Raw genomic sequence first — 19574 nt, forward strand, 5'->3', positions numbered from 1 at the left:
TCGCCGTCTGCGCCCTCCGCGTGCAGATCACCGACGACAAAACGCGCCTGATGCCCGCTGGCACCTTTCACGCACCGCGTGGGGCTGCTGAGGGCACTGGCCCGTGGCACCTGTCTGCCGAAGCCGCCACCGCGATTATCCGCCTGGCAGCTGCGCGCAGTACTGACATCGCCATCGACTACGAACACCAAACCCTTTACAGCGAACAGAACGGCAAGCCTGCGCCTGCCGCTGGCTGGGTTGACCCGCGCTCGCTTGAATGGCGGGACGATGGCCTTTACGGCGCTATCGCCTGGACGGCTAAAGCCCGCGCGGCGATCACGCCGGGGCCAAACGGCGAGCCGCCTGAATACCTCTATCTCTCCCCTGTTTTCCCGTACGACGCCAACGGTGTGCCGCTCGACCTGTTGCACCTGGCGTTAACCAACACCCCCGCCATCGACGAAGGTGCCGCGCAGCTTGCCGCTGCGCGCATGTCGGTAACGCACGAACCCTCCGAGGAGACTGACACCGTGGACCGTGAACAACTGATTGCCGCACTCGGCCTGGCGAAGGACGCCACCGACGAACAGATCGACAGCGCCATTGCCGCGTTGAAAACCGCCGCCGACGATGCCGCCGCATTCCGCAAGGCTCTGGGTGCCAAAGACGACGCAAAACCGGATGAAGCGGTAGCCGCCCTGAAGTCAAAAAGCGCTACTGCCCCGCCGGACATGACCCAGTACGTGCCCATTGCGGTGTTCAAAGAGACCACCGACCAGCTAGCCGCACTGAAAGCTAATAGCAACTCCGCCGAGCTGGACGCGCTGATCAAGGAAGGCCTCGACGACGGGCGAATTCCCGGCAAAGCCACCGCCGATTGGCTGCGCGAGCAAGGCATTGCCGCGTGCAAAGCCCACCTTGAAGGCGCGCCCAGCATCGCCGCGCTCAAAACCGGCCAGACCCAAACCCAGGGCAAGCAACCCGACGGTGGCAAGGGCGGTGATGACGACAAGCTCAACGAATCAGAGCTGGCCGTCTGCAAAGCCATGGGCCTGACGCCTGAACAGTACCGCGCCGCCAATCCCGCGCCCGCTGAATAAGCAGGCTCAGCACTAACCCAATAGGCAAGAGGATCACCCCGTGACCGCTGCAACCAAGAACCGAAACACACCGCATCGCCTGGGCTTGTCACGCGGCCTGTTAGTCGCCGCTGCTGCCGAGTGCTTTGCGGGCACCATCGCCGTCATCAATGCCACTGGTTTTACAGAGCCAGGTAAGACGGCCACCGGCCTCGTTGCTGCTGGTGTTTTTGAACACTACCAGGACAACACCGACGGTGCGGATGGTGACGAAGTCGTGGAAGTGAAACGCGGCAACTTCCACCTGGCCAACTCCGCCGGTGCCGATGAAATCACCGCCGCTGATATCGGCAAGGTCTGCTACATCGTCGATGACCAGACGGTGGCCAAAACCTCCGACACCGATACCCGCTCCCCCGCTGGCATTGTCGACGACGTCGACGATGCGGGCGTGTGGGTCAACATCGACCCGACTAACGGCGTTGCCGCTAGCGTGTAATTGAGGACACTCGCATGGATCTGACAAGCGCAAATTTACAAGCCCTGTTCAAGGGTTACCGCACGAACTTCCAACAAGGCCAGAGCTCGCTGGGGCCAGAAGCGTCGCTGTACGAAACCTTCTGTACCGTGGTGCCTTCCACCACTGCTGTTGAAGTCTACCCGTGGCTCAAGAGCCTACCCCGTATGCGCGAATGGTTGGGCGACCGCGTTATTCACGGGCTAGAGGGTAGCGACTTCTCGATTCGTAACCGCAAGTTCGAGCTAACTGCTGGCGTACCCCGAGACAATATCGAAGACGACACCTACGGCCTGTGGGCTCCCGTCTTCGAGGAGTTCGGGCGCAGTTCGCGCGAGCACCCCAATGAGTTGGCAGTCGAGATGATCGAAGCCAATCCTGAGTGTTTTGACGGACAGCCGTTGTTTGATACCGACCACCCCATGCTGGATAAGGATGGCAAGGAAGTGTCTGTAAGCAACGACATGGGTGGCAGCGGTGATGCTTGGTACGTGATGGACTGCTCAAGGGCAATCCAGCCGGTAGTGTTTCAACGCCGCCGAGATTACAACTTTCGCGCCCTCACCGACCTCATGGACTCCAAGATATTCATGACCGATGAGTTCATGTTCGGTACCGATGCGCGAGTCAATGCAGGTCCTGGCCTTTGGATGCTCGCGGTTCGCTCCAACCAGGAATTCAATGCCGCCAACTACAAGGCAGCCCGTGAGCAGTTGCAGAAGTTCAAGGGCGATTACGGCAAACCTTTAGGGCTACGCCATACGCACACCATGGTGCCCACCAGCATGGAAGGCGCGGCCCGCAAGGTGCTGCAAAACACCTTGGCCAGCGGCGGTGAGACCAACGAATGGGCCAATACCTCGACGCTTGTTCTCAACCCCTGGTTAGCCAGCGCCTAACGGCCCGTTAACCGGTGATGACTCGCAGTGCCTGCCCCGGCGGGCACTGCGCAACGGAGATCCCCATGGCAGCACCTAAAACCACCACAGCAAAAGCCAAGCAGGCGGCAACGCCAGCACAAGCCAGCGCACCGAAGGCGGAGCAGGATGCAAACGCCAAGAGCGCCCAGAGCACCCCGAGTGCCACGAGCGCCAAACAAGCCCCGGCAACGGAACTGCCTGGCGTTTTCATCCGCACCAAGCGACGCGTCAAAAGCCGCCGCCGGGCGGGCTTTCGCTTCAACCGCGAGGGGGTCGGCATTTCGCTGGAGCTGCTGAGCGAACAGCAGTTGAAGCAACTGCGCGAAGACCCGGCCCTGGAAGTGACCGACTGCACCTTCCCGGTTGATGACGCCAACACCACCCCGGAGGCCTAACCCATGCCCTACTGCACTCAAGCCGACCTGGTCGAGCGCTTTGGCGAGAACGAGCTGCTCGATCTGGCTTCCGACGATACCGGCCTGGCCATTGATGCCCCTGTCGTGGATGGCGCTATTGCCGACGCCAGCGGCGAGATCGACGGCTATGTGAGTGCAGCGGGCTACACGGTGCCGCTTTCCAATGTGCCGCGCATCATCACCGCCTACGCCTGTGATATTGCCCGTTATCGGCTATCCGATGACCGCGCCACCGAGCAGGTCACCAAACGCTACAACGACGCGGTGAAGTTCCTACGCAGCGTCGCAAAGGGCGAAGTGCGGCTTGGTATCGCCTCATCGGAAAGCGCAGCGGGAAGCGCCGGTAACGTGATGATGGAAACCGGCCGCCGCGTGTTTGGCGGGGGTGGCTTCTAATGCTGGCCAAGATTGAAGACGCCATTATCGAGCGCTGCAAACGTGTGCTCGACGATCACGTCAAGACGGTGGAAGACCTGCCGGGCAAGTGGAATAAGAACACCCTCAAGGCCGCGCTGCGCAAAGTGCCTGGCGTGTTTGTCGCCTGGGGCGGTGCGCGGGGCGACGGCGACCTCGTCCAGCCCACCACACAGAACCGCTACGTGGTGTACGTGGTGACTAGCCACGCCAGCGGGGAGCGTGAACGCCGCCGTGGCAACGCCCGCCAGGTGGGTGCCTATGAACTGCTCGAACGCGTGGTGCCCGCCGTGCATGCGCTCACTGTGCCTGATGTGGGCAGCCTGACACTTGAGAGCATCGACAACCTCTACTCCGATCACTTCGACAAGGAAGGCGTGGTGGTTTACGCCGCCGCATTCCGGCTGAAGGTGCTATGGCCAGCAGCGTTTGACGTTAACGACCTCAACCCTTTCGAGCTTTACACCGGCACTCACCACATCGGCGGCGAAGACGATCCCGACACCGAAAGCCGCGTCGTGTTACCCCAACCCGAGGAGGACTAACCGTGCCATCCATTTACGTTAAACCGCGCCTGCGCGATGCCAAGAAGCCCGACCAGGGCGTGCTGCTGGTGCGCCGCGAAAGCAACGGCAAGCCGATCACTGAGAAAGGCGCGCACGTTGAGCTGACCCCCTACATCCGTCGCCGGTTGCGCGATGGCGACCTGGTGAAAGCCAATGCCCCGGCCAAACCCAGTCGTGCCAAAGCCGCCGCAAAATCCACCGCTAGCGCCGCCGATGCTGGCGAGCAGGAGGCCTAACCCATGGCTGATATTACCGCCGGTGTCTTCAACGACATCCCCAGCGCCCTGCGTATTCCGAGCGTGTTTATCGAGTTCGACGCGCGCCTGGCCAACTCGGGCGTGTGGCAAACCCGCCTGCTGGTCATGGGCCAGCGCTTCGACTCAGGCGAGAAAGATGCCCTGAGCCTCGACCGCGTGACCAGTGGCGATCAGGCCGACCGCTACTACGGGCGCGGCTCCATGATTGCCGAGATGCTGCGCGCCGCGTTAGAGATCGACCCCTATATGGAGACCTACGGCCTTGCGCTTGACGACGCGGCAGCAGGTACCAACGCCAATGGCTCCATCAGCGTGGCCGGTACCGCGCTACGCGGCGGCACCGCTGCGCTCTACATTGGCGGCTACCGCGTGCGCGCCGGTGTTGAAGCCAGCGACGACAGCGAGACGATCGCCCAAGCCCTGGTCGACGCAATAAACGACAACGGCCGCGTCCCCGTCACCGCGACGATTGAAGGTACTGACACCTCATTGATCAACCTGGACTGCAAGTGGGCAGGCAACACCGGCAACGATATACACCTGGTGTTTAACGCCAAGGGCGAGCGCGGGCTCGATGGCGTCACGTTTGAGATCACGCAGCTCACCGGCGGCGACGGGAACCCGGACATTGGCGATGCCATCGCCGCCATGGGCGATGAGTGGTACCACTACATCGCCTGCCCGTATACCGACACCGCCAACCTGGATGAGCTGACCACCGAGCTCGACCGCCGTTACGGCCCGATGGTGCAGATGGGCAGCCGTGCGTTTGCCGCCTACCGGGGCACTCACTCAGAAACAGGTACCTTCGGCAGCGAACTCAACAGCCCGCACCTCACCGTGATGGGCACCGGCCAGGCCGTTAGCCCAACGTACTTGTGGGCAGCGACCTACGCCATGGTCGCGGCCGGTTCGCTGACCAACGACCCGGCCCGCCCGTTGCAATACCTGGCGCTGCCCGGCCTGATCGGCCCACGCAAAGAAGATCGCTGGGACAAACCCGAGCGCAACCTGCTGCTGTTTGATGGCATTGCGACGTTTACGGTCGCCGACGACGGCACGGTGCAGATCAACCGCGAGATCACCACCTACCAAGTCACCGAAGCGGGCGTGGAAAGTGACGCCTACCTGGACATCCAGACGCCCGAGACGCTAGAGCGCATCCGCTACGAGCAGATCAGCCGCATTCTCTCGAAATACCCGCGCCACAAACTGGCAACCGACGCCGACGCGGCCATCTACGGTGCTGGCCAACCGATCATGACGCCCAACGTCGGCAAGGCCGAGCTGCTTGATCTGTACCTCGACTTTATTGAGAAGGGTTGGGTGCAGGATTACGAGGGCTATGCCGCAAGCCTCACCGCCAACATCGACCCCGACAACAAGGCGCGGCTTAACGTGATTGACTCGCCGAAGCTCGTTGGCCAGTACCGCATCCACGCGATGCAGACCCAATTCCGCCGCTAATGGCGCGTTATTAACCGCCGTTTAAGGAGTGCGTAAATCATGACGCAACTGACAGGCAAAGCCACCGTGAAGGTCGACGGCTCGGAGCTACTCACCGACGTCGACTCAACACTGAACCTCGGCGGGTTTAGCCGGGAGTTCATCAACGGACCCCGAGGGCCGCAAGGCTATCGTGAAACCCCCGAGGCACCCTCGCTCACGTCCACCGTGCGCCACACCGACAATACCAACCTGATTAGCCTGAGTCGTATCACCGGCGCCACGGTGATCTTTACCACCGATACCGGCGATGCCTATGTGCTTCGCCGCGCAGCGGTGACCGACACAGTCGAATTGAGCGGCGGCAATATCCGTCTCAACTTCGGCGGCATGGGCGTGGAGAGACTCTAATGGCAGGCACAAAACTACCCGTATCCCTGATTCACGGCCTCAAGATCGGCGAGGCCGTATGTAAAGACGTGGTATTGCGCGAAGCAACCGCTGGCGACGTGCTTGAAGCACAGGAAGCCGCCGAGAAGTTGATGATGGTGCCCAACGCTGAAGGTGGCTTTGAACCAATGCTGGTGGTCAGCCCATCCCGCGTCGGCGTTGAGGTGCTGCGCCGCCAGATCGTCACCATCGGCGACGTCTCCGGCCCGCTGGATCTCAAGCTGATGCACCGGCTCGACCCTGAAGACCTCAACCTGCTGTTGGCCAAGAGCGAGCAGCTCGACGGTGCCGCCGTTGCTCAGACCCAGGAGGGAACGACACAGCGGGGGCGAGGCGATAGCGATCGCCCAGCATCTGACAAAGCTGATGTGGGTGATCGCGACAAGAACGGGGTGGAGTGAAGCCGATCAGCGCGGCATGACGCTGCGCCGGTTACTCGGCTATATGAACCAGGCCAGGAGTTGAAATGAGCGAATTACGCGCTTCAGTGGTGATGGATCTGCGCGGCAACCTTGAGCGGCAGTCACGCCGCTACGAGGGGGCCATGCGTACCATGGCCAATAACGGCCAACGCCACATGACCCGCTTGCAGCGCGTAACCGGCGGTGTCGGACGCCAGCTCGACCGCGTTGGCAACCGCTGGGTGGCGCTGGCCACCGGTGCGGCTGGTGTGGGCGTCGTGCGTAACTTAACTGGTATTGAAGAGCGCTGGGAGCGCCTGGGTATTAGCATCGGCAAAAACCGTGAGGAGATGGAAGCCTGGCGACACGAGTTAAGAGATATTGCGCGTGCGGAAGGTGTAAGGATTGATTCAAACGAACTCACTAGCGCAGTGGAACTGGTAGCTCAGAGCATTCAGGACGTTGAATGGGCTCGTGAAAGCATGGAGGGCATGGCTGTTGCCATTGCTGCTACCGGAGAGAGCGGTGATGTCATCGGTCAATTAGCGCTGGAGATGCATCGTTTCGGTGCTGAATCTCAAGATGTGGTCCGTATATTTGACACGTTAGAACGCCAGCAAGACGGGCAGCGAATAAGCATTCAAGGCATGGCGCAGGTGCTACCAGAGATGCTTGGAGAGTACTCGCGATACGGTCGAGAGGGCACTCAGGCTATTACTGAGCTAGGCGCAGCACTGACGACTGTCGTCGAAGGTGGTATGGATCCTTCACGCGCACGGCGCTCAATGCGTGGCGTAATGGAAGTGATTGCAGATCCAGAATGGCAACAAAAAGCGCGTTCACATGGTATCGCGATGGAAGATGAGGCAGGTCAGGCAAGAGCGCTAACTGATGTAATGCGCGAAGTTGCTGAGTTTCGTCGTGACCATAACCTACGGCTGGGTGACATGGGCTTTTCTGAGCAGGCGGCGCGTGCTTTCGGTGCTCTGACCAGTGATGAAGGTATACGCAACTTGAATAGGCTGATGGAGATACAAGGTGATGGAGAGCAGATCACTGCAAAATCAGCGCGTTCATCAGAGACAGCTGCTGCCTCTATTCGCAGCTTGGGTAGTGCATGGGAAGACTTCGCAGACTCGAATCTAAGTGGATCGATACAAGAAGCAGCCGATGCACTGAACAGCCTGGATCAAGAGACCGTCGACCGCTGGCTGAAGATTGCCGGTATCACCGCAGGTGGCGTGGCGGGCCTTTATGCACTGCGCTCGCTGGGCCGCCTGGGCGCTGATTTAGGGCGTGGAGCCGGTGTGCTCAGAAACCGCTCAACGTCCGGCGGCGTCGCCGGTGGGCTAGGTGCTGCCAGCAGCATGGCCCCGGTGCCGGTATTTGTCACCAACATGGGTGCGCTGGGCGGCGGTGGATCGCCTGGCCGCACAGGTGGTACTCGCAAGGGTGGCGGCTACACCCCACCCAGCACCCGCACCGGTGGCAGTACCTCAACGCCTACTACATCCCAAAAGCCCAGGCTCTCCAGCCAGGCGCTAAGCGCTGCCTTAAAAGTTGGAACCAGCACGGGCGCAGTCGTTGGCCGATCCCTTCCTGCCATCAGCACCGTGCTGGCGGCTCAAGGGATCGGCGGGCTGATCGAGGACGCCGTAGAGCGCACCGAAACCGGCGGCAAAGTCGGCAACTACGTGGAGCTGGCCAGGGAGTCGGCCAAGCAAGCCGTCATGGAGTACGGGCGCAATTCAGTGGACACCTTCCGCGATGCGGGCGAAAGCGTGCTACGCATCTTCGTTGACCAGGACGGCCGAGTTAAAGACGCCCGCGCTGAGCGAGGTCAGGGCGGGCCGGAGATCGATGTGGATCTGGGTAACTGGAGGGCGTGGCAGTGATTTTATCTATCACGAAGATTTGCCAAGTTTTCCCTAGAAGCTCGCTTAATTCCCGAGCTATGCCACATCACAGCGAAGAAAAGCCACGTGACTATATAGCCCCACCAAACCATGTCTGGAACAAAGTAGAGCATCAAGGCCGTGATTATCGTGGCAAAGATGGCTGCGTTTCGCGCGATTTTCTGGGTTGTGTTCATTCATTTTCCTCCCTGCGTCAACGGAGTGTAGCCCAATGAGCTGGCGTGATCGAATCGGCGACGGCACTGCGGTGTTTCGCGGCGTCACCCTGTACCTTGAACGCGGCTCGATTAGCCCCGGCCGCCGGGTGCAGGTGCATGAATACCCGCTGCGCGATGAGCCTTACGTGGAAGACCTCGGCCGCAAGGCGCGTGAGTGGCAGGTAACCGGCTACTTGCTTGGCGAAGAATACGACATCCAGCGCAACCAGCTAGCCGAGGCTCTGGAACTGCCCGGCGCGTTCGAGATGCGCCACAGCTACTACGGCACCCATCGGGTGGTGCTCACCGGCGACCCACGCATCACGGAAAGCACCCGTGAAGGCGGCATGGCGCGTGTGAGTCTCACGGTGCTACGCGCCGACGATGCTCCGCGCTACCCCACCGCCGTGGCGGATACCCAGCAAGTCGTAGCGTCTGCCGCCGAATCGTCACGCCTGGCGATTCTGGATGAGTTTATCGATGCCTTCGAGATCGTTGAGCTGGCCGTCGACCGCGTCGCGGCCGTGGAAGCCACCATACTGGGCGCGATCAGCGAGATCGAAGGCGTCATTGGTGGCGTCACCGGCACCATCAGCCGCCTGATCCGCACCCCCGCCGAACTGGGCGCGGCGATTCTTTCCAGCATTGGCCAGATCAAGCACATGTTCGGCGAGCCGGGGCGAGCCCTGGGCGTTTATAGCGCGATGTTTGGCACTGATAACGGCGAGGTGGCCACCGTGCCGCCGAGCGCACCGCTACCCCAAGCCACCCAGATACGCGCCCAGAATGCCGCCGTCGCCCTGGTGCGCCGCGCAGCAGCGGTCGAGCTGGCCGAGGCCAGTGCCGAGTGGAGCTACCCAACCCGGGATGCCGCAAGCGAAACGCTCGACGCGGTGCATCGGGGTATTACCGAGCAGATAAGCGGCAGCGTGCCGCCGCTGCCACAAACCACCCAACGCCTGGTTTCGCTTCGCGCCGCCGCCGTGCAGGATCTCCGCCGTCGCGGAACCGCGCTGCCATCGCTACGGCACTACACACCTGGTGCGCGCCTGCCCGCGCTGGTGCTGGCTCATCGCCTCTACGGCGACGCCACTCGCGATGCCGACATCATCAGCCGCAACCGCGTGCGCCACCCTGGTGATGTACCGGCTGAACGCCTGGAGGTGCTGAGTGAGTGAACTCGCGCTGATCGTCGACAACACCCGCCACCTAGGCTGGAAGGAAATCCAGATACGCCGCTCATTGGATGAGATGGCCGATTCGTTCGAGCTGGTGCTCTCTGAGAAGTGGGCAAAGAGCGACGGCTCAACGGTCGCGCCGCGTCGCCTGCGCACCGGTGCGCCCGTCGTCGTAGAGATCGACGGCGAGCCGGTGATCACCGGCCATATTGACGACGTGCTGCCGAGCTACGACGCCCGCTCGCACAGCCTGGTCGTTTCCGGCCGCTCGAAAACCGCCGACCTGGTCGATTCATCCAGCACCGCACAGCCTTGGGAAACCGGCCAGACCGTTCTCCAGGTGGCTCAGCGCGTGGCCGAGCCGTTTGATATTGAAGTGATCGCCGAGGTCGACGTCGGCGCACCGCTGCGGGCGCTGGAAGTCGAGCCGGGTCAAACCTTCGGCGAGGCACTGGGCCAGATCGCCAGCTACCGCGCCCTACTATTAGTGGCTGACGAACAAGGCCGCCTGGTGCTGACCCGCCCGCCGCGCGCCACGCTTAAGACTGAACTGGCCCTGGGCGAGAACATTCGCGTAGCCCGTGGCCGTTTTTCCGACCGTGACCGCTTTGGCGAGGTGATCGTCCAGGGCCAAGGCGCGACCGATGACAGCTGGAACGGTGCCCAGGCCAGCGGTGCATCAGGCCGCGCTAAAGACGACGGCATCAAGCGCCACCGCCCGACCCTGGTGCTCTGCGATACCAGCACAGACTCTGCCAGTTGCCGCCAGCGTGCCGAGTGGGAAGTGCGCCGCCGCTGGGGCCAATCGCGCGGCATTACCTACACCGTCGCGGGCTGGCGTCATCAAGACGGCCTATGGCGACCCGGTGACCTGGTGCCGATCCGCGACCCCTGGATGTTCGACGAACCCGTCGAATGGCTGATCACCGAGGTGCAGCTGCTGCTCGATGAGCGCGGCGAACGTGCCGAGATCCGCGTCGCACCGCTAAGTAGCTACGACATTGAAGCCGCACAAGAGCCGGAACGGGAGAGCGACGTATGGTAGGCCGCGAGACAACCAAGCTGCTCAGCCCGGTGTGGCGGCGGTTGCGCCTGCTGATAAGCCGCGCCGTGGTGACGCGCACCGACAGTGCCAAAGGGCTGCAAATTCTCCAGCTCGTCCTGCTGCGCGATGAAACCCGCGAAGTGGAACACATGGAGCCCTACGGCTTCACCGCTCGCCCGCTGCAAGGTGCCGAAGCCGTTGCCGCTGCCGTAGGCGGTGCCCGTGGACACCTGGTTGCACTGGTGGCCACCGACCGCCGCTATCGCAAGAAAGGGCTAGCTAAAGGTGAAGTCGCGCTCTACACGGACGAAGGCGATGAACTGGTGTTTAACCGGGGCCGCATCGTGCGTTTAAACGCCGGTTCAGCAGTCGAGGTCACCGCTCCCCAGGTGACGATCACCGCCAGCACCTCGATCACCCTGGATACGCCCGACGTGTTTGCCACCGGCAACATCAAAGCCCAGGGCGATATCAGCGACGGCACCGGCAGCATGCAGCGCATGCGCGATACCTATAACGATCACGATCACGATGAAAACGACAGCGCTGGCCCGACCGACGCGCCTAACCAGGAGATGAGCTAATGGATATCACCCTGGATTGGCTTGATAAGGCGTTGGACGTCGCGCTGATCGACGGCGACCTGGCCACCGACGACGGCCTGCGCACATCAGTAGCGCTCTCGCTGCTCTGCGACCGCCGAGCAGAGGCAGACGACATCATCCCCGATGGCACCGACAACCGCCGTGGCTGGTGGGCCGATGCCATCGCCGATGAAGACGGCGACCGTTGGGGCAGCCGCCTTTGGCTGCTAGGCCGCGAAAAAGAACTGCCGGAAGTGCGCCGCCGCGCCGAGGCCTACGCCCGAGAGGCGCTCGACTGGCTGCTGGAGGATGGCGTGGCAACCGAGATCGACGTCACCGCAGAGACGCTCGACCGAGACGTGCTCTGGCTAAAAGTGATCATCAAGCGCGGCGATGGCAGCCGCCTAGCCGACCGTTACCAGTACGTGTGGAGTTAATATGCCCTGGCAATCCCCAACGCTAACCGAGCTTGCCGAACAGATCCGTGCCGACATGCGCGGGCGGCTCTCCGACGCCAACCCGGCGCTACGCCGCGCCATGCTTCGCGTGATTGCCGATGTTGACGCCGGTGCCGTTCACGGCCTTTACGGCTACCTGTCGTGGCTAGCCAAGCAGCTGATTATCGATACCGCCGAGGCCGAATGGCTTGAACGGTGGGCCAGCATTTGGCGCATCTACCGCCAGGGCGAAGTCGCGGCCACTGGCCCGGTATTGCTTACCGGTAACCCAGAGGCGCAGCTGCTGGCAGGTGAGGAATTCGAGCAAGACGGCATTCGTTACACGCTTGATGACACCGTCACTTTGGACGAAAGCGGCGAGGCCACCGGAAACGTAACGGCCGTTGAAGCGGGCGATGAAGCCAATCTGACCGCCGGTGAAACCCTACGCCTGGTGCGTGCCGTCAGCGGCATCGACGGAGAAGCCACCGTGGGTGCTGACGGCCTTACCGGCGGTGCCGAGCAAGAGAGCGACGAACGCCTGCGTGAGCGCCTGCTGGAGCGCATCCAGCGCCAGCCCCACGGCGGCAACGCTGACGACTACATCATGTGGGTACGCGAAGCCCACCCCGACATCACACGCGTCTGGGTATCTCGCCACAAGCCCGACATCGGCGAAGTCACAGTGCGCTTTGTATGCGACGACCTGGCCGACATCATCCCCACCCCTGCCGTGGTAGAGGCGGTGGATGAGTACGTCGACGACGTTCGCCCCGTGACCGCTCGCGGGTTCTATGCCGTGGCCCCCGAGGCCGAGCCCTTGAACCTAGCCATTCGCCTCACGCCAGACACCGCTGAGGCGCGCAGCCGTGTGCAGGCCGCCCTGGATGACTTCCTGGGCCAGACCGCTGAACCCGGCGACACCCTCTACCGCGAGCAGCTATCCGGCGTTATCTACGTCGCCGCTGGCGACAGCCGCCACGAGCTGGACTCGCCCAGTGGCAACGTCACCCACAGCGTTAACAAGATCCCGGTGCTTGGAGAGACCACATGGCTCTAAACCGTGACGACTACGCCGGACAGCTCAACGCCCTAGCGCCACCAGGGCGAGCACTGCCCCGCGAGTCGGATAGCCAATGGCAGCGGCTCACCCAAGCGCGGGCGGGTGCGTTTTCACGCGTTGATGGCCGTGCGGCAACGCTGCATGAGGAAGCCGACCCACGCACAACCTCGGAGCTATTGCCCGATTGGGAGCGCGTCACGGCGATGCCCGATCCCTGCGTCACCGGCGAGCAAACCGTCAGTGAACGGCAAGACGCCGTGGTGCGCGTACTCACCGGCACCGGCGGCGCATCACGACCCTACTTTATTGGCCTCGCAGACGATCTCGGCTACGACATCGAGGTCGAGGACTATACAGCCCACACCGTCGGCAGTGACGTAAGCGAGCCGATACGCGGCATCGACTGGCGTTGGGCCTGGACCGTCCGCGCCGCCGAAGAAACCGTGCGCCAGCTGACCGTTAACAGCGGCGTCAACGAAGCCCTGGCCACCTGGGGCAATGAGCGCCTCGAATGCGTATTCGAGCGCCTCGCCCCCGCCCATTCCATCCTGATCTTCGCCTATGGAGAAACCTCATGGTAGATCGTGTCTACGAACGCAACGCCTCAGACTTGGCACCTCAGCCACCGACCAACCCGAGCAGCGGCTACCCCACCGCCGGTAACCCCGCCCAGGGCATCCCCGCAACCCTACCGGGGCCGTACTGGTACCACATGATTACCGAAAGCCTACGGCGAGTCGTCGTGGAAGCGGGCCTAACGCCGGATCATGAGGATCTCGATCAAGTTGTCGAGGCACTGCAAGCCATGGGCATGGGCACCGCCCAATTTCAAAACTATTCGAGCCTACGCACCTACTCCACCGGCGAAACCTGCCGAGGCTCCGACGGCCACTTCTACGAATTCTACGACCGCGATGGTGACGGCACGGTTCAAGACGTCGATCCCACCGACAGTGCCAATAGGCCTCACATCTGGATGCGCTGGGACGGCGTGCGCCCGGCCACCGTCATCGAATGGCGCAGCGAAACAATCCCCGAGGGCTACGTCAAAATCATCGGCGACGACATCAGCCGAAACGACTACCGACGCATCTTTGATGCGTGGGGCACAACTTACGGCGAGGGTGACGGCGAAACGACGTTTGGAACGTTTGACGATAGGGGCGAGTTCAAGAGGGGCTGGGATGATGGGCGAGGCGTCGATTCAGGGCGTGTGCTCGCTGACCATCAACTGGATCAGATGCAGCAGATTACGGGATCGGTCGGAGATCTTGTTACGAGGGGTGCTGGATTAACGACCGAGCAGGGCGCGTTTTCTGGGCAGTATATAGAAGACTCCGGAGCGGCACAGGGCAACGATCGATCGTATGAGAAAATTTATTTCGACTCCGCAAACTCTCCCGACGCGAGAACCGGCGACAGCACATACCCACGCAACAACGCAGTAATCTGGCTCACCAAAATTTAAACGAGGCCACTATGCTTATTTGGGACATCAACACGTCAGACGGCACCGCAATCAATCCCGCTGGCCGCAACGCGCCTATCGAACCGATGCGCGAGACGCCGCGCCTACCGGCGGGCGCTACAAACGTCCAACGCCCTGAAACCGGCGAGCATGAAGAAGCGGTGTTTCATTTCGACGCTAATGAGTGGGAGGTCGTTGCTGACTACCGTGGCCACATCTACTGGACGGCCGACTGTAAGAAGCACGAAATCAAAGAACTCGGCACAGAGCCACCTGATGACGCCCTCGACGAAGCCCCGCCGGAGCCGCTGGCCGACGTCGCTGCTCGCAAGCGCCGCGAGATCGAGAGCGCCCGCAAGTCTGCTGAGGCCCAAGGTGTCGAAGTCAGCGGTATCCGCTACGCAGGCGACCCTGGCAACCGCCAGGCTATACGCGAAGCGCTAGAAGCCGCCGAGGATAAAGGGCAAGAGGTATTTGCACGCTGGAAAGATAGCGATAACGCCTGGCATATCGACCACTCTGTTGCCGACGTCTGGGATGCACTACGCGCCATCGCCGCCCGCCGGAGCGAGTTGATCAACCAAGAGGGAGAGCTAAACGCCCAGATCGATGCGGCCCTGGAGGCCGATGACCGCGCGGCACTGGAAAGCGTCGCGTGGACAGACGGTTAAGACAGAGAATATCCCTGTAGAGGGCCGCACGATGTGGTTCTCTGCCACGGGATACTGCAAATCAACACCCGTTTATCCCCCTGAAAAGGGGCCAACATCAGAAGGGAGTGACCACCGGCGGTGCGGACACACCAACAGTGGCCACCAACAAGCAGAACACACCTGCAAGCTGGCCAAGACTCCCCCGCCTCGCGAGGCGTTAGAGAGTCTAAGCCAAACGTTAGAACGTTAGAAGGCTTGACAGAGTGTTAACTGAAATCCGTTGTAAACAGTGCAGCCGCAAGCTGGCCACCGCCAGCGACTATCGATTCATTGAAATAAAGTGCCCGCGTTGTAAGCACGTAAACCAGCAGAGAGCCACGAGCTCCAAACCACCAAAGGAGATGCCTCGTGGCTAACCCAATCATTCCCTGGATGGGCGGCAAGCGCCGCCTTGCAGACAAAATCTTTGCGCTAATGCCGCCGCACCAATGCTATGTAGAGCCCTTCGCAGGCGGCGCAGCGCTCTATTTCTTACGGCCAGCACCTGCCGAAGTCGAGGTGCTCAACGACGTCAACGGCGATCTGGTCAACCTATACCGTGTCGTGCAGAACCACCTTGAGGAGTTCGTCAGGCAGTTCAAGTGGGCGCTTTCCAGCCGCCAGGTGTTCGAGTGGCTCAAGATGACACGGCCGGAAACGCTCACTGACATCCAGCGGGCAGCCCGCTTCTACTACCTACAGCAAAACGCCTTCGGTGCCCGCATTGAAGGCCAGAGCTTTGGCACCGCTACCACCACGACGCCAGGCTTAAATCTGTTGCGGCTGGAAGAGTCGCTATCTGCCGCTCACCTACGTTTGTCCAGTACCTATATAGAGCACCTAAGCTGGCAAGACTGCATTGAACGCTACGACCGCCCACACACCCTCTTTTATATGGACCCGCCCTACTGGCAGACAGAAGGATATGGGGTACCCTTTGGCATAGAACAGTACGAGGAAATGGCACGCATGCTGGCCAAGCTCAAGGGCAAGGCCATCATCAGCCTCAACGACCACCCAGACATCCGCCGGATCTTCGCGGACTACCACATCGAAACCACCGACATCCGCTACACCGTCGGCGGCGGCAAAGGCTCAGACGCCAAAGAGGTGCTGATCTTCAGCTGGAATGTGGAAGCGGAGCCAGCGGGGCTGTTTTGAGGACAAATTAAAATCAATGAGATGGGGATTTTATAATGACAGGTATTGGTGAAGCAGTAGCAGCAGTAAGAGGAGCTTATGCCCTTGCTCGGTCGGCAAAGGACATAACGGATAAGGTCAAGCTGGACACTGCCGTGAGCGAGGTACTGGATGCGTTGGGGAATGCCCAATCTGCATTGCTGGAGCTACAGCAGCAGCACTTCGAGCTGATCGACGAGAACAGAGAGCTGAAGGCCAAGATGAGCAGGGAGGAGCGCTTTGACCAGTACCGTCTAAAGGAGACGCCCCAGGGTGGTTTTATCTTAGAGCTTAAGGATGAGTACGTAACCGCAGATAACCCGCCACACAATATTTGCCCAGTCTGTAAAGAAGAAGGCAAGCTATCAGTTATGCCAAAAGGGAGGAATCATTACTCATGCTCGGCATGTGATTATAGTGCCGAGCACACACAACCCGTATGGCCAGTTTAGCTCTATGCCAATTATCCCGCTAAATGCTGCAAGCTAGGCACAATTCTTCTATGCCAATTATCCCGCAACCTAGTGCCAAATGCGGCGCGCGGTTACACCAACAAGATGGGACGGTGTGGTTGCCAGATTGCCGCGCATCGGCAACCAAATGGCAACCAAGCACTAGCGAAAACCAGCTCTAATCTCTGTAACCACTTGATTTCATTGGTGGGCCCAGTAGGACTTGAACCTACGACCAAGGGATTATGAGTCCCCTGCTCTAACCAACTGAGCTATGGGCCCGAAAGGCGTGCATATCATAGCGAATGTGGTGGGGCGAGGCCAGCCCCCGTTGGGGCTATCTTGTCATTTAGGCGGCACTTTTTGCCGGTTAGCGGGTCTTGAGAGGAGCCCTTTCTAGAAAGGCCCTTGATAAGGAGATACGCTTTGAAAGCATTGATGGCGCTTTTTTCGCTGCTGTTGGCGGTGCCAGCACAGGCGGACTGGCAGTTGGACCCTGGCCGCTCGAACGTGCAGGCCTCCATTACCCAGCTGAATGGCGAGGCACCGCAAACCCATCACCATCAGGTTCGCGACCTGCAGGGCGATATCTCCGCCGATGGCACGCTGCGCCTGCCGCTCAAGCTCAGCCAGACGGATATGCTGACGCGCTTTGGCGAGCTGCCCACCTGGGCCGAGATGCTGGCCAACACCACCCTGGTCACGCTGGTGGCGCAAATGCCGCCCGAGCGGTTGGACGCGCTGGATATTGGCGAGTCGCTGGTGGAAACGCTGACCTTTCGCGTACAGAGCGACCTGGTCAACCAGGAAGAAGCCGTGCCGCTGCGCTTCACCCGCGAGGGCCTGAATGAAGTACGCGTCACCCATGCCGAACCCATGGCCTTGGATGGCCGCGCGCTGATGGCCAACGCGACGCTGCGCAGCGTGCTCTCGCTGCTGGGCTACCAGGAGATCGACGAGCACGTGCCGGTCACGCTGGATGCGCGGCTGGTTAACCGTTAAGCGCTTATTGTTTCGGCGTCTCCCATCTCTGCCTCGCCGGTTTGCACCCGCCATTGGGCGGCATAGTGGCCGTCTTCCGCCAGCAGGCTTTGATGGGTGCCGCGCTCGACCACTCGGCCCTTTTCAATCACCACAATTTCATCGGCGTGCACGATGGTGGAAAGCCGGTGGGCGATCATGATCACCGTGCGCCCGTGGGCGATACGTTTTAGCGAACGCTGAATAGCGGCTTCGGTTTCGTTATCGACCGCACTGGTGGCTTCATCCAGCACCAGGATCGGCGGGTCTTTAAGCAGCGCACGGGCCAACGAAAGCCGTTGACGCTGGCCGCCGGAAAGCCGCACGCCCCGCTCGCCTACCGGCGTGTCCAAACCTTGGGGCAAGGTTTCGATAAAGCTCCACGCCTCGGCGGTTTTGGCCGCATCGATAATCGCCTCGTCATCAGCGTCTGGCTTACCGTAGGCGATATTGTCGCGAATGCTGCCTTCGAACAGGTAGACGTCCTGGCTGACCAGGCCAATTGATTGGCGCAGCGAGTGCATACTCACGTCCATGACCGGCTGGCCGTCGATCAGCACCCGCCCGCTTTCGGGGTCGTAAAAGCGGAGTAACAGCTTCACCAGCGTCGACTTGCCGGAACCGGTGGCGCCGACCAGCGCCAGGGTATGCCCGGCAGGCGCGTGGAGATCAATCCCGTCAACACCGACGTCGCTTGACTTGTAATGAAAGCTCACCGACTCGAAACGCACCTCGCCCTGGACGGGCTGGGCCAGCGGTGTAGTGCTGTCGTCTTTCACCGTGATGGGCTCTTCCAGCAGGTCGAGGATGCGCTTGGTGCTTGCCATGGCGCGCTCGAACAGGTCAATCACCTGGGCCAGGCCAGTCAGCGGCCACAGCAGGCGCTGGGTCAAGAACACCAGCACGCCGTATGCGCCCACGTTCAAATTGCCGTTGAGCGCCATCATGCCGCCGACGGTAAAGGTGGCCAAAAAGCCCGCCAGAATCGCCATACGGATGACCGGAATAAACGCCGAGCTGACCTGAATCGCCCGACGGTTGGCATCCACGTAGGCTTCGCTGGCAGCGCGCAGGCGCTCGGCCTCGCGGTCTTCGCTGGTGAAGCTCTTGATGGTGGCAATACCGCTCAGGTTATTGGAAAGGCGGCTGGCCAGATCGCCGACCTTTTCACGTACGTCGCTGTAAAGCGGCCCGGCCTTGCGCTGGAAGTAGAACGCCCCCCAGATAATCAGCGGGATAGGCGTAAACGCCAGCAGTGCAATCAGCGGCGAGAGCACGAAGAAGACCGCCCCGACGGCGACCACCGTGACGCCCACCTGAATCAGCGCGTTGGCGCCGCCATCGAGAAAGCGTTCGAGCTGGTTGACGTCATCGTTCATGGTGGCGACGAGCTGGCCGGAACTTTTCGACTCAAAAAACGCCATATCCAGCCGTTGGGCGTGCTCGTAGGTGTCCTGGCGCATATCCGCCTGCAGCCGTTGGGCGAGATTGCGCCACAACACCTGGAACAGGTACTCGAACAGCGACTCCCCCGCCCAGATAAAGAAGGTCAGCACGGCGAGAATGGTGATCTGCTCCTGGGGCGTTTCAAAGCCTAGCCGCGCCACAAAGCTTTGTTCCTGGTTGACCACCACGTCGATCGCCACGCCGATGAGAATCTCTGGGGCGATATCGAACAGCTTGTTGACGATGGAGCAAACGGTGGCGGCGATAATCCGCCGCCGGTAGCCTTTGGCGTAGCGCAAAAGGCGCATTAGCGCCTGAAAGCTCTGATTCGGGGAACCATTAGCTTGAGATCGGGGCGTGGAAGAGGCCACAAGCATTCCTTACTGAGCGGTTAGAGGTCGAGGTTTGCGGCCTATCGTAACACTTTCCAAGCATTGTCTGAGGTGCAA

At 61.1% G+C, this 19574-nt stretch carries 24 protein-coding genes and 1 tRNA gene; 23 read left to right on the forward strand and 2 right to left on the reverse strand.

Going from position 1 to position 19574, the window contains the following annotated elements; genetic code table 11:
• From BMX75_RS05515 to BMX75_RS05625, 22 genes are all read left to right on the forward strand, one after another.
• Positions 1–1082 (forward strand): phage protease (locus BMX75_RS05515; protein ID WP_092826001.1); only part of this gene is annotated, 1082 nt, incomplete at its 5' end.
• Between the two features lie 40 nt (positions 1083–1122).
• Positions 1123–1560, forward strand: coding sequence for a hypothetical protein (locus BMX75_RS05520; protein ID WP_092826003.1), 438 nt, complete (start codon positions 1123–1125; stop codon positions 1558–1560).
• 14 nt (positions 1561–1574) lie between these two features.
• Positions 1575–2477, forward strand: coding sequence for a Mu-like prophage major head subunit gpT family protein (locus BMX75_RS05525; RefSeq protein ID WP_092826005.1), 903 nt, complete (start codon positions 1575–1577; stop codon positions 2475–2477).
• A 65-nt stretch (positions 2478–2542) separates the two neighbouring features.
• Positions 2543–2893, forward strand: coding sequence for an HI1506-related protein (locus BMX75_RS05530; protein WP_092826007.1), 351 nt, complete (start codon positions 2543–2545; stop codon positions 2891–2893).
• A gap of 3 nt (positions 2894–2896) precedes the next feature.
• Complete coding sequence (locus BMX75_RS05535) at positions 2897–3310, forward strand: gp436 family protein (protein ID WP_092826009.1); 414 nt, start codon at positions 2897–2899, stop codon at positions 3308–3310.
• A complete protein-coding gene (locus tag BMX75_RS05540; RefSeq protein WP_092826011.1) occupies positions 3310–3873 on the forward strand; it encodes a phage protein Gp37 in 564 nt (187 codons plus the stop codon). The genes BMX75_RS05535 and BMX75_RS05540 overlap by 1 nt, the downstream gene beginning before the upstream one ends.
• Positions 3874–3875: 2 nt before the next feature.
• Positions 3876–4130 carry a DUF2635 domain-containing protein gene (locus BMX75_RS05545; protein WP_092826013.1) on the forward strand — a complete coding sequence of 85 codons (255 nt, stop codon included), beginning with the start codon at positions 3876–3878 and terminating at the stop codon, positions 4128–4130.
• Between the two features lie 3 nt (positions 4131–4133).
• Complete coding sequence (locus tag BMX75_RS05550; protein WP_092826015.1) at positions 4134–5618, forward strand: phage tail sheath subtilisin-like domain-containing protein; 1485 nt, start codon at positions 4134–4136, stop codon at positions 5616–5618.
• 39 nt (positions 5619–5657) lie between these two features.
• Positions 5658–6008: a phage tail tube protein gene (locus BMX75_RS05555; protein WP_092826017.1), complete on the forward strand. Its 351-nt coding sequence runs from the start codon at positions 5658–5660 to the stop codon at positions 6006–6008.
• Positions 6008–6448: a phage tail assembly protein gene (locus tag BMX75_RS05560; RefSeq protein ID WP_092826019.1), complete on the forward strand. Its 441-nt coding sequence runs from the start codon at positions 6008–6010 to the stop codon at positions 6446–6448. The genes BMX75_RS05555 and BMX75_RS05560 overlap by 1 nt, the downstream gene beginning before the upstream one ends.
• Before the next feature lie 65 nt (positions 6449–6513).
• Positions 6514–8343 carry a phage tail tape measure protein gene (locus BMX75_RS05565; RefSeq protein ID WP_092826021.1) on the forward strand — a complete coding sequence of 610 codons (1830 nt, stop codon included), beginning with the start codon at positions 6514–6516 and terminating at the stop codon, positions 8341–8343.
• 232 nt (positions 8344–8575) lie between these two features.
• The gene (locus BMX75_RS05575) at positions 8576–9739 is read left to right on the forward strand and encodes a DNA circularization protein (RefSeq protein ID WP_092826025.1); all 1164 of its coding nucleotides are present in this window, start codon (positions 8576–8578) and stop codon (positions 9737–9739) included.
• Positions 9732–10784 (forward strand): phage baseplate assembly protein, encoded by a 1053-nt coding sequence (locus tag BMX75_RS05580; protein ID WP_092826027.1) that lies wholly within the window; start codon positions 9732–9734, stop codon positions 10782–10784. Before BMX75_RS05575 ends, BMX75_RS05580 begins: the two co-directional genes overlap by 8 nt.
• Entirely contained in the window at positions 10778–11368 is a 591-nt protein-coding gene (locus tag BMX75_RS05585; RefSeq protein ID WP_092826029.1) for a phage baseplate assembly protein V, read from the forward strand. Before BMX75_RS05580 ends, BMX75_RS05585 begins: the two co-directional genes overlap by 7 nt.
• A complete protein-coding gene (locus BMX75_RS05590) occupies positions 11368–11805 on the forward strand; it encodes a phage GP46 family protein (RefSeq protein WP_092826031.1) in 438 nt (145 codons plus the stop codon). The genes BMX75_RS05585 and BMX75_RS05590 overlap by 1 nt, the downstream gene beginning before the upstream one ends.
• A gap of 1 nt (position 11806) precedes the next feature.
• Positions 11807–12865: a baseplate J/gp47 family protein gene (locus BMX75_RS05595; RefSeq protein ID WP_092826033.1), complete on the forward strand. Its 1059-nt coding sequence runs from the start codon at positions 11807–11809 to the stop codon at positions 12863–12865.
• A complete protein-coding gene (locus BMX75_RS05600; RefSeq protein WP_092826035.1) occupies positions 12856–13449 on the forward strand; it encodes a YmfQ family protein in 594 nt (197 codons plus the stop codon). The genes BMX75_RS05595 and BMX75_RS05600 overlap by 10 nt, the downstream gene beginning before the upstream one ends.
• Positions 13443–14336, forward strand: coding sequence for a phage tail protein (locus tag BMX75_RS05605; protein ID WP_175474701.1), 894 nt, complete (start codon positions 13443–13445; stop codon positions 14334–14336). The genes BMX75_RS05600 and BMX75_RS05605 overlap by 7 nt, the downstream gene beginning before the upstream one ends.
• An 11-nt stretch (positions 14337–14347) precedes the next feature.
• Entirely contained in the window at positions 14348–15007 is a 660-nt protein-coding gene (locus BMX75_RS05610) for a DUF4376 domain-containing protein (RefSeq protein ID WP_092826039.1), read from the forward strand.
• A gap of 245 nt (positions 15008–15252) precedes the next feature.
• On the forward strand, positions 15253–15405 hold the full coding sequence (locus BMX75_RS18400; protein WP_092826041.1) for a Com family DNA-binding transcriptional regulator: 153 nt from the start codon (positions 15253–15255) through the stop codon (positions 15403–15405).
• Positions 15398–16189, forward strand: a complete 792-nt coding sequence (locus BMX75_RS05620) for a DNA adenine methylase (protein ID WP_092826043.1) — start codon at positions 15398–15400, stop codon at positions 16187–16189. The genes BMX75_RS18400 and BMX75_RS05620 overlap by 8 nt, the downstream gene beginning before the upstream one ends.
• A 35-nt stretch (positions 16190–16224) precedes the next feature.
• Positions 16225–16659: a hypothetical protein gene (locus BMX75_RS05625; protein WP_092826045.1), complete on the forward strand. Its 435-nt coding sequence runs from the start codon at positions 16225–16227 to the stop codon at positions 16657–16659.
• A 205-nt stretch (positions 16660–16864) separates the two neighbouring features.
• On the opposite strand, the gene BMX75_RS05630 is transcribed toward BMX75_RS05625, so the two are convergent.
• Positions 16865–16941: transfer RNA gene (locus tag BMX75_RS05630), tRNA-Ile, on the reverse strand.
• A gap of 144 nt (positions 16942–17085) precedes the next feature.
• On the opposite strand from BMX75_RS05630, the gene BMX75_RS05635 reads away from it, so the two are divergent.
• Positions 17086–17661 carry a hypothetical protein gene (locus BMX75_RS05635; protein WP_092826047.1) on the forward strand — a complete coding sequence of 192 codons (576 nt, stop codon included), beginning with the start codon at positions 17086–17088 and terminating at the stop codon, positions 17659–17661.
• Here the strand turns inward: BMX75_RS05635 and BMX75_RS05640 are convergent.
• The gene (locus tag BMX75_RS05640) at positions 17658–19502 is read right to left on the reverse strand and encodes an ABC transporter ATP-binding protein (RefSeq protein ID WP_092826049.1); all 1845 of its coding nucleotides are present in this window, start codon (positions 19500–19502) and stop codon (positions 17658–17660) included. The genes BMX75_RS05635 and BMX75_RS05640 overlap by 4 nt on opposite strands.
• Positions 19503–19574: the final 72 nt, after the last annotated feature.

Source organism: Vreelandella subterranea (assembly GCF_900111305.1).
GTDB lineage: Bacteria > Pseudomonadota > Gammaproteobacteria > Pseudomonadales > Halomonadaceae > Vreelandella > Vreelandella subterranea.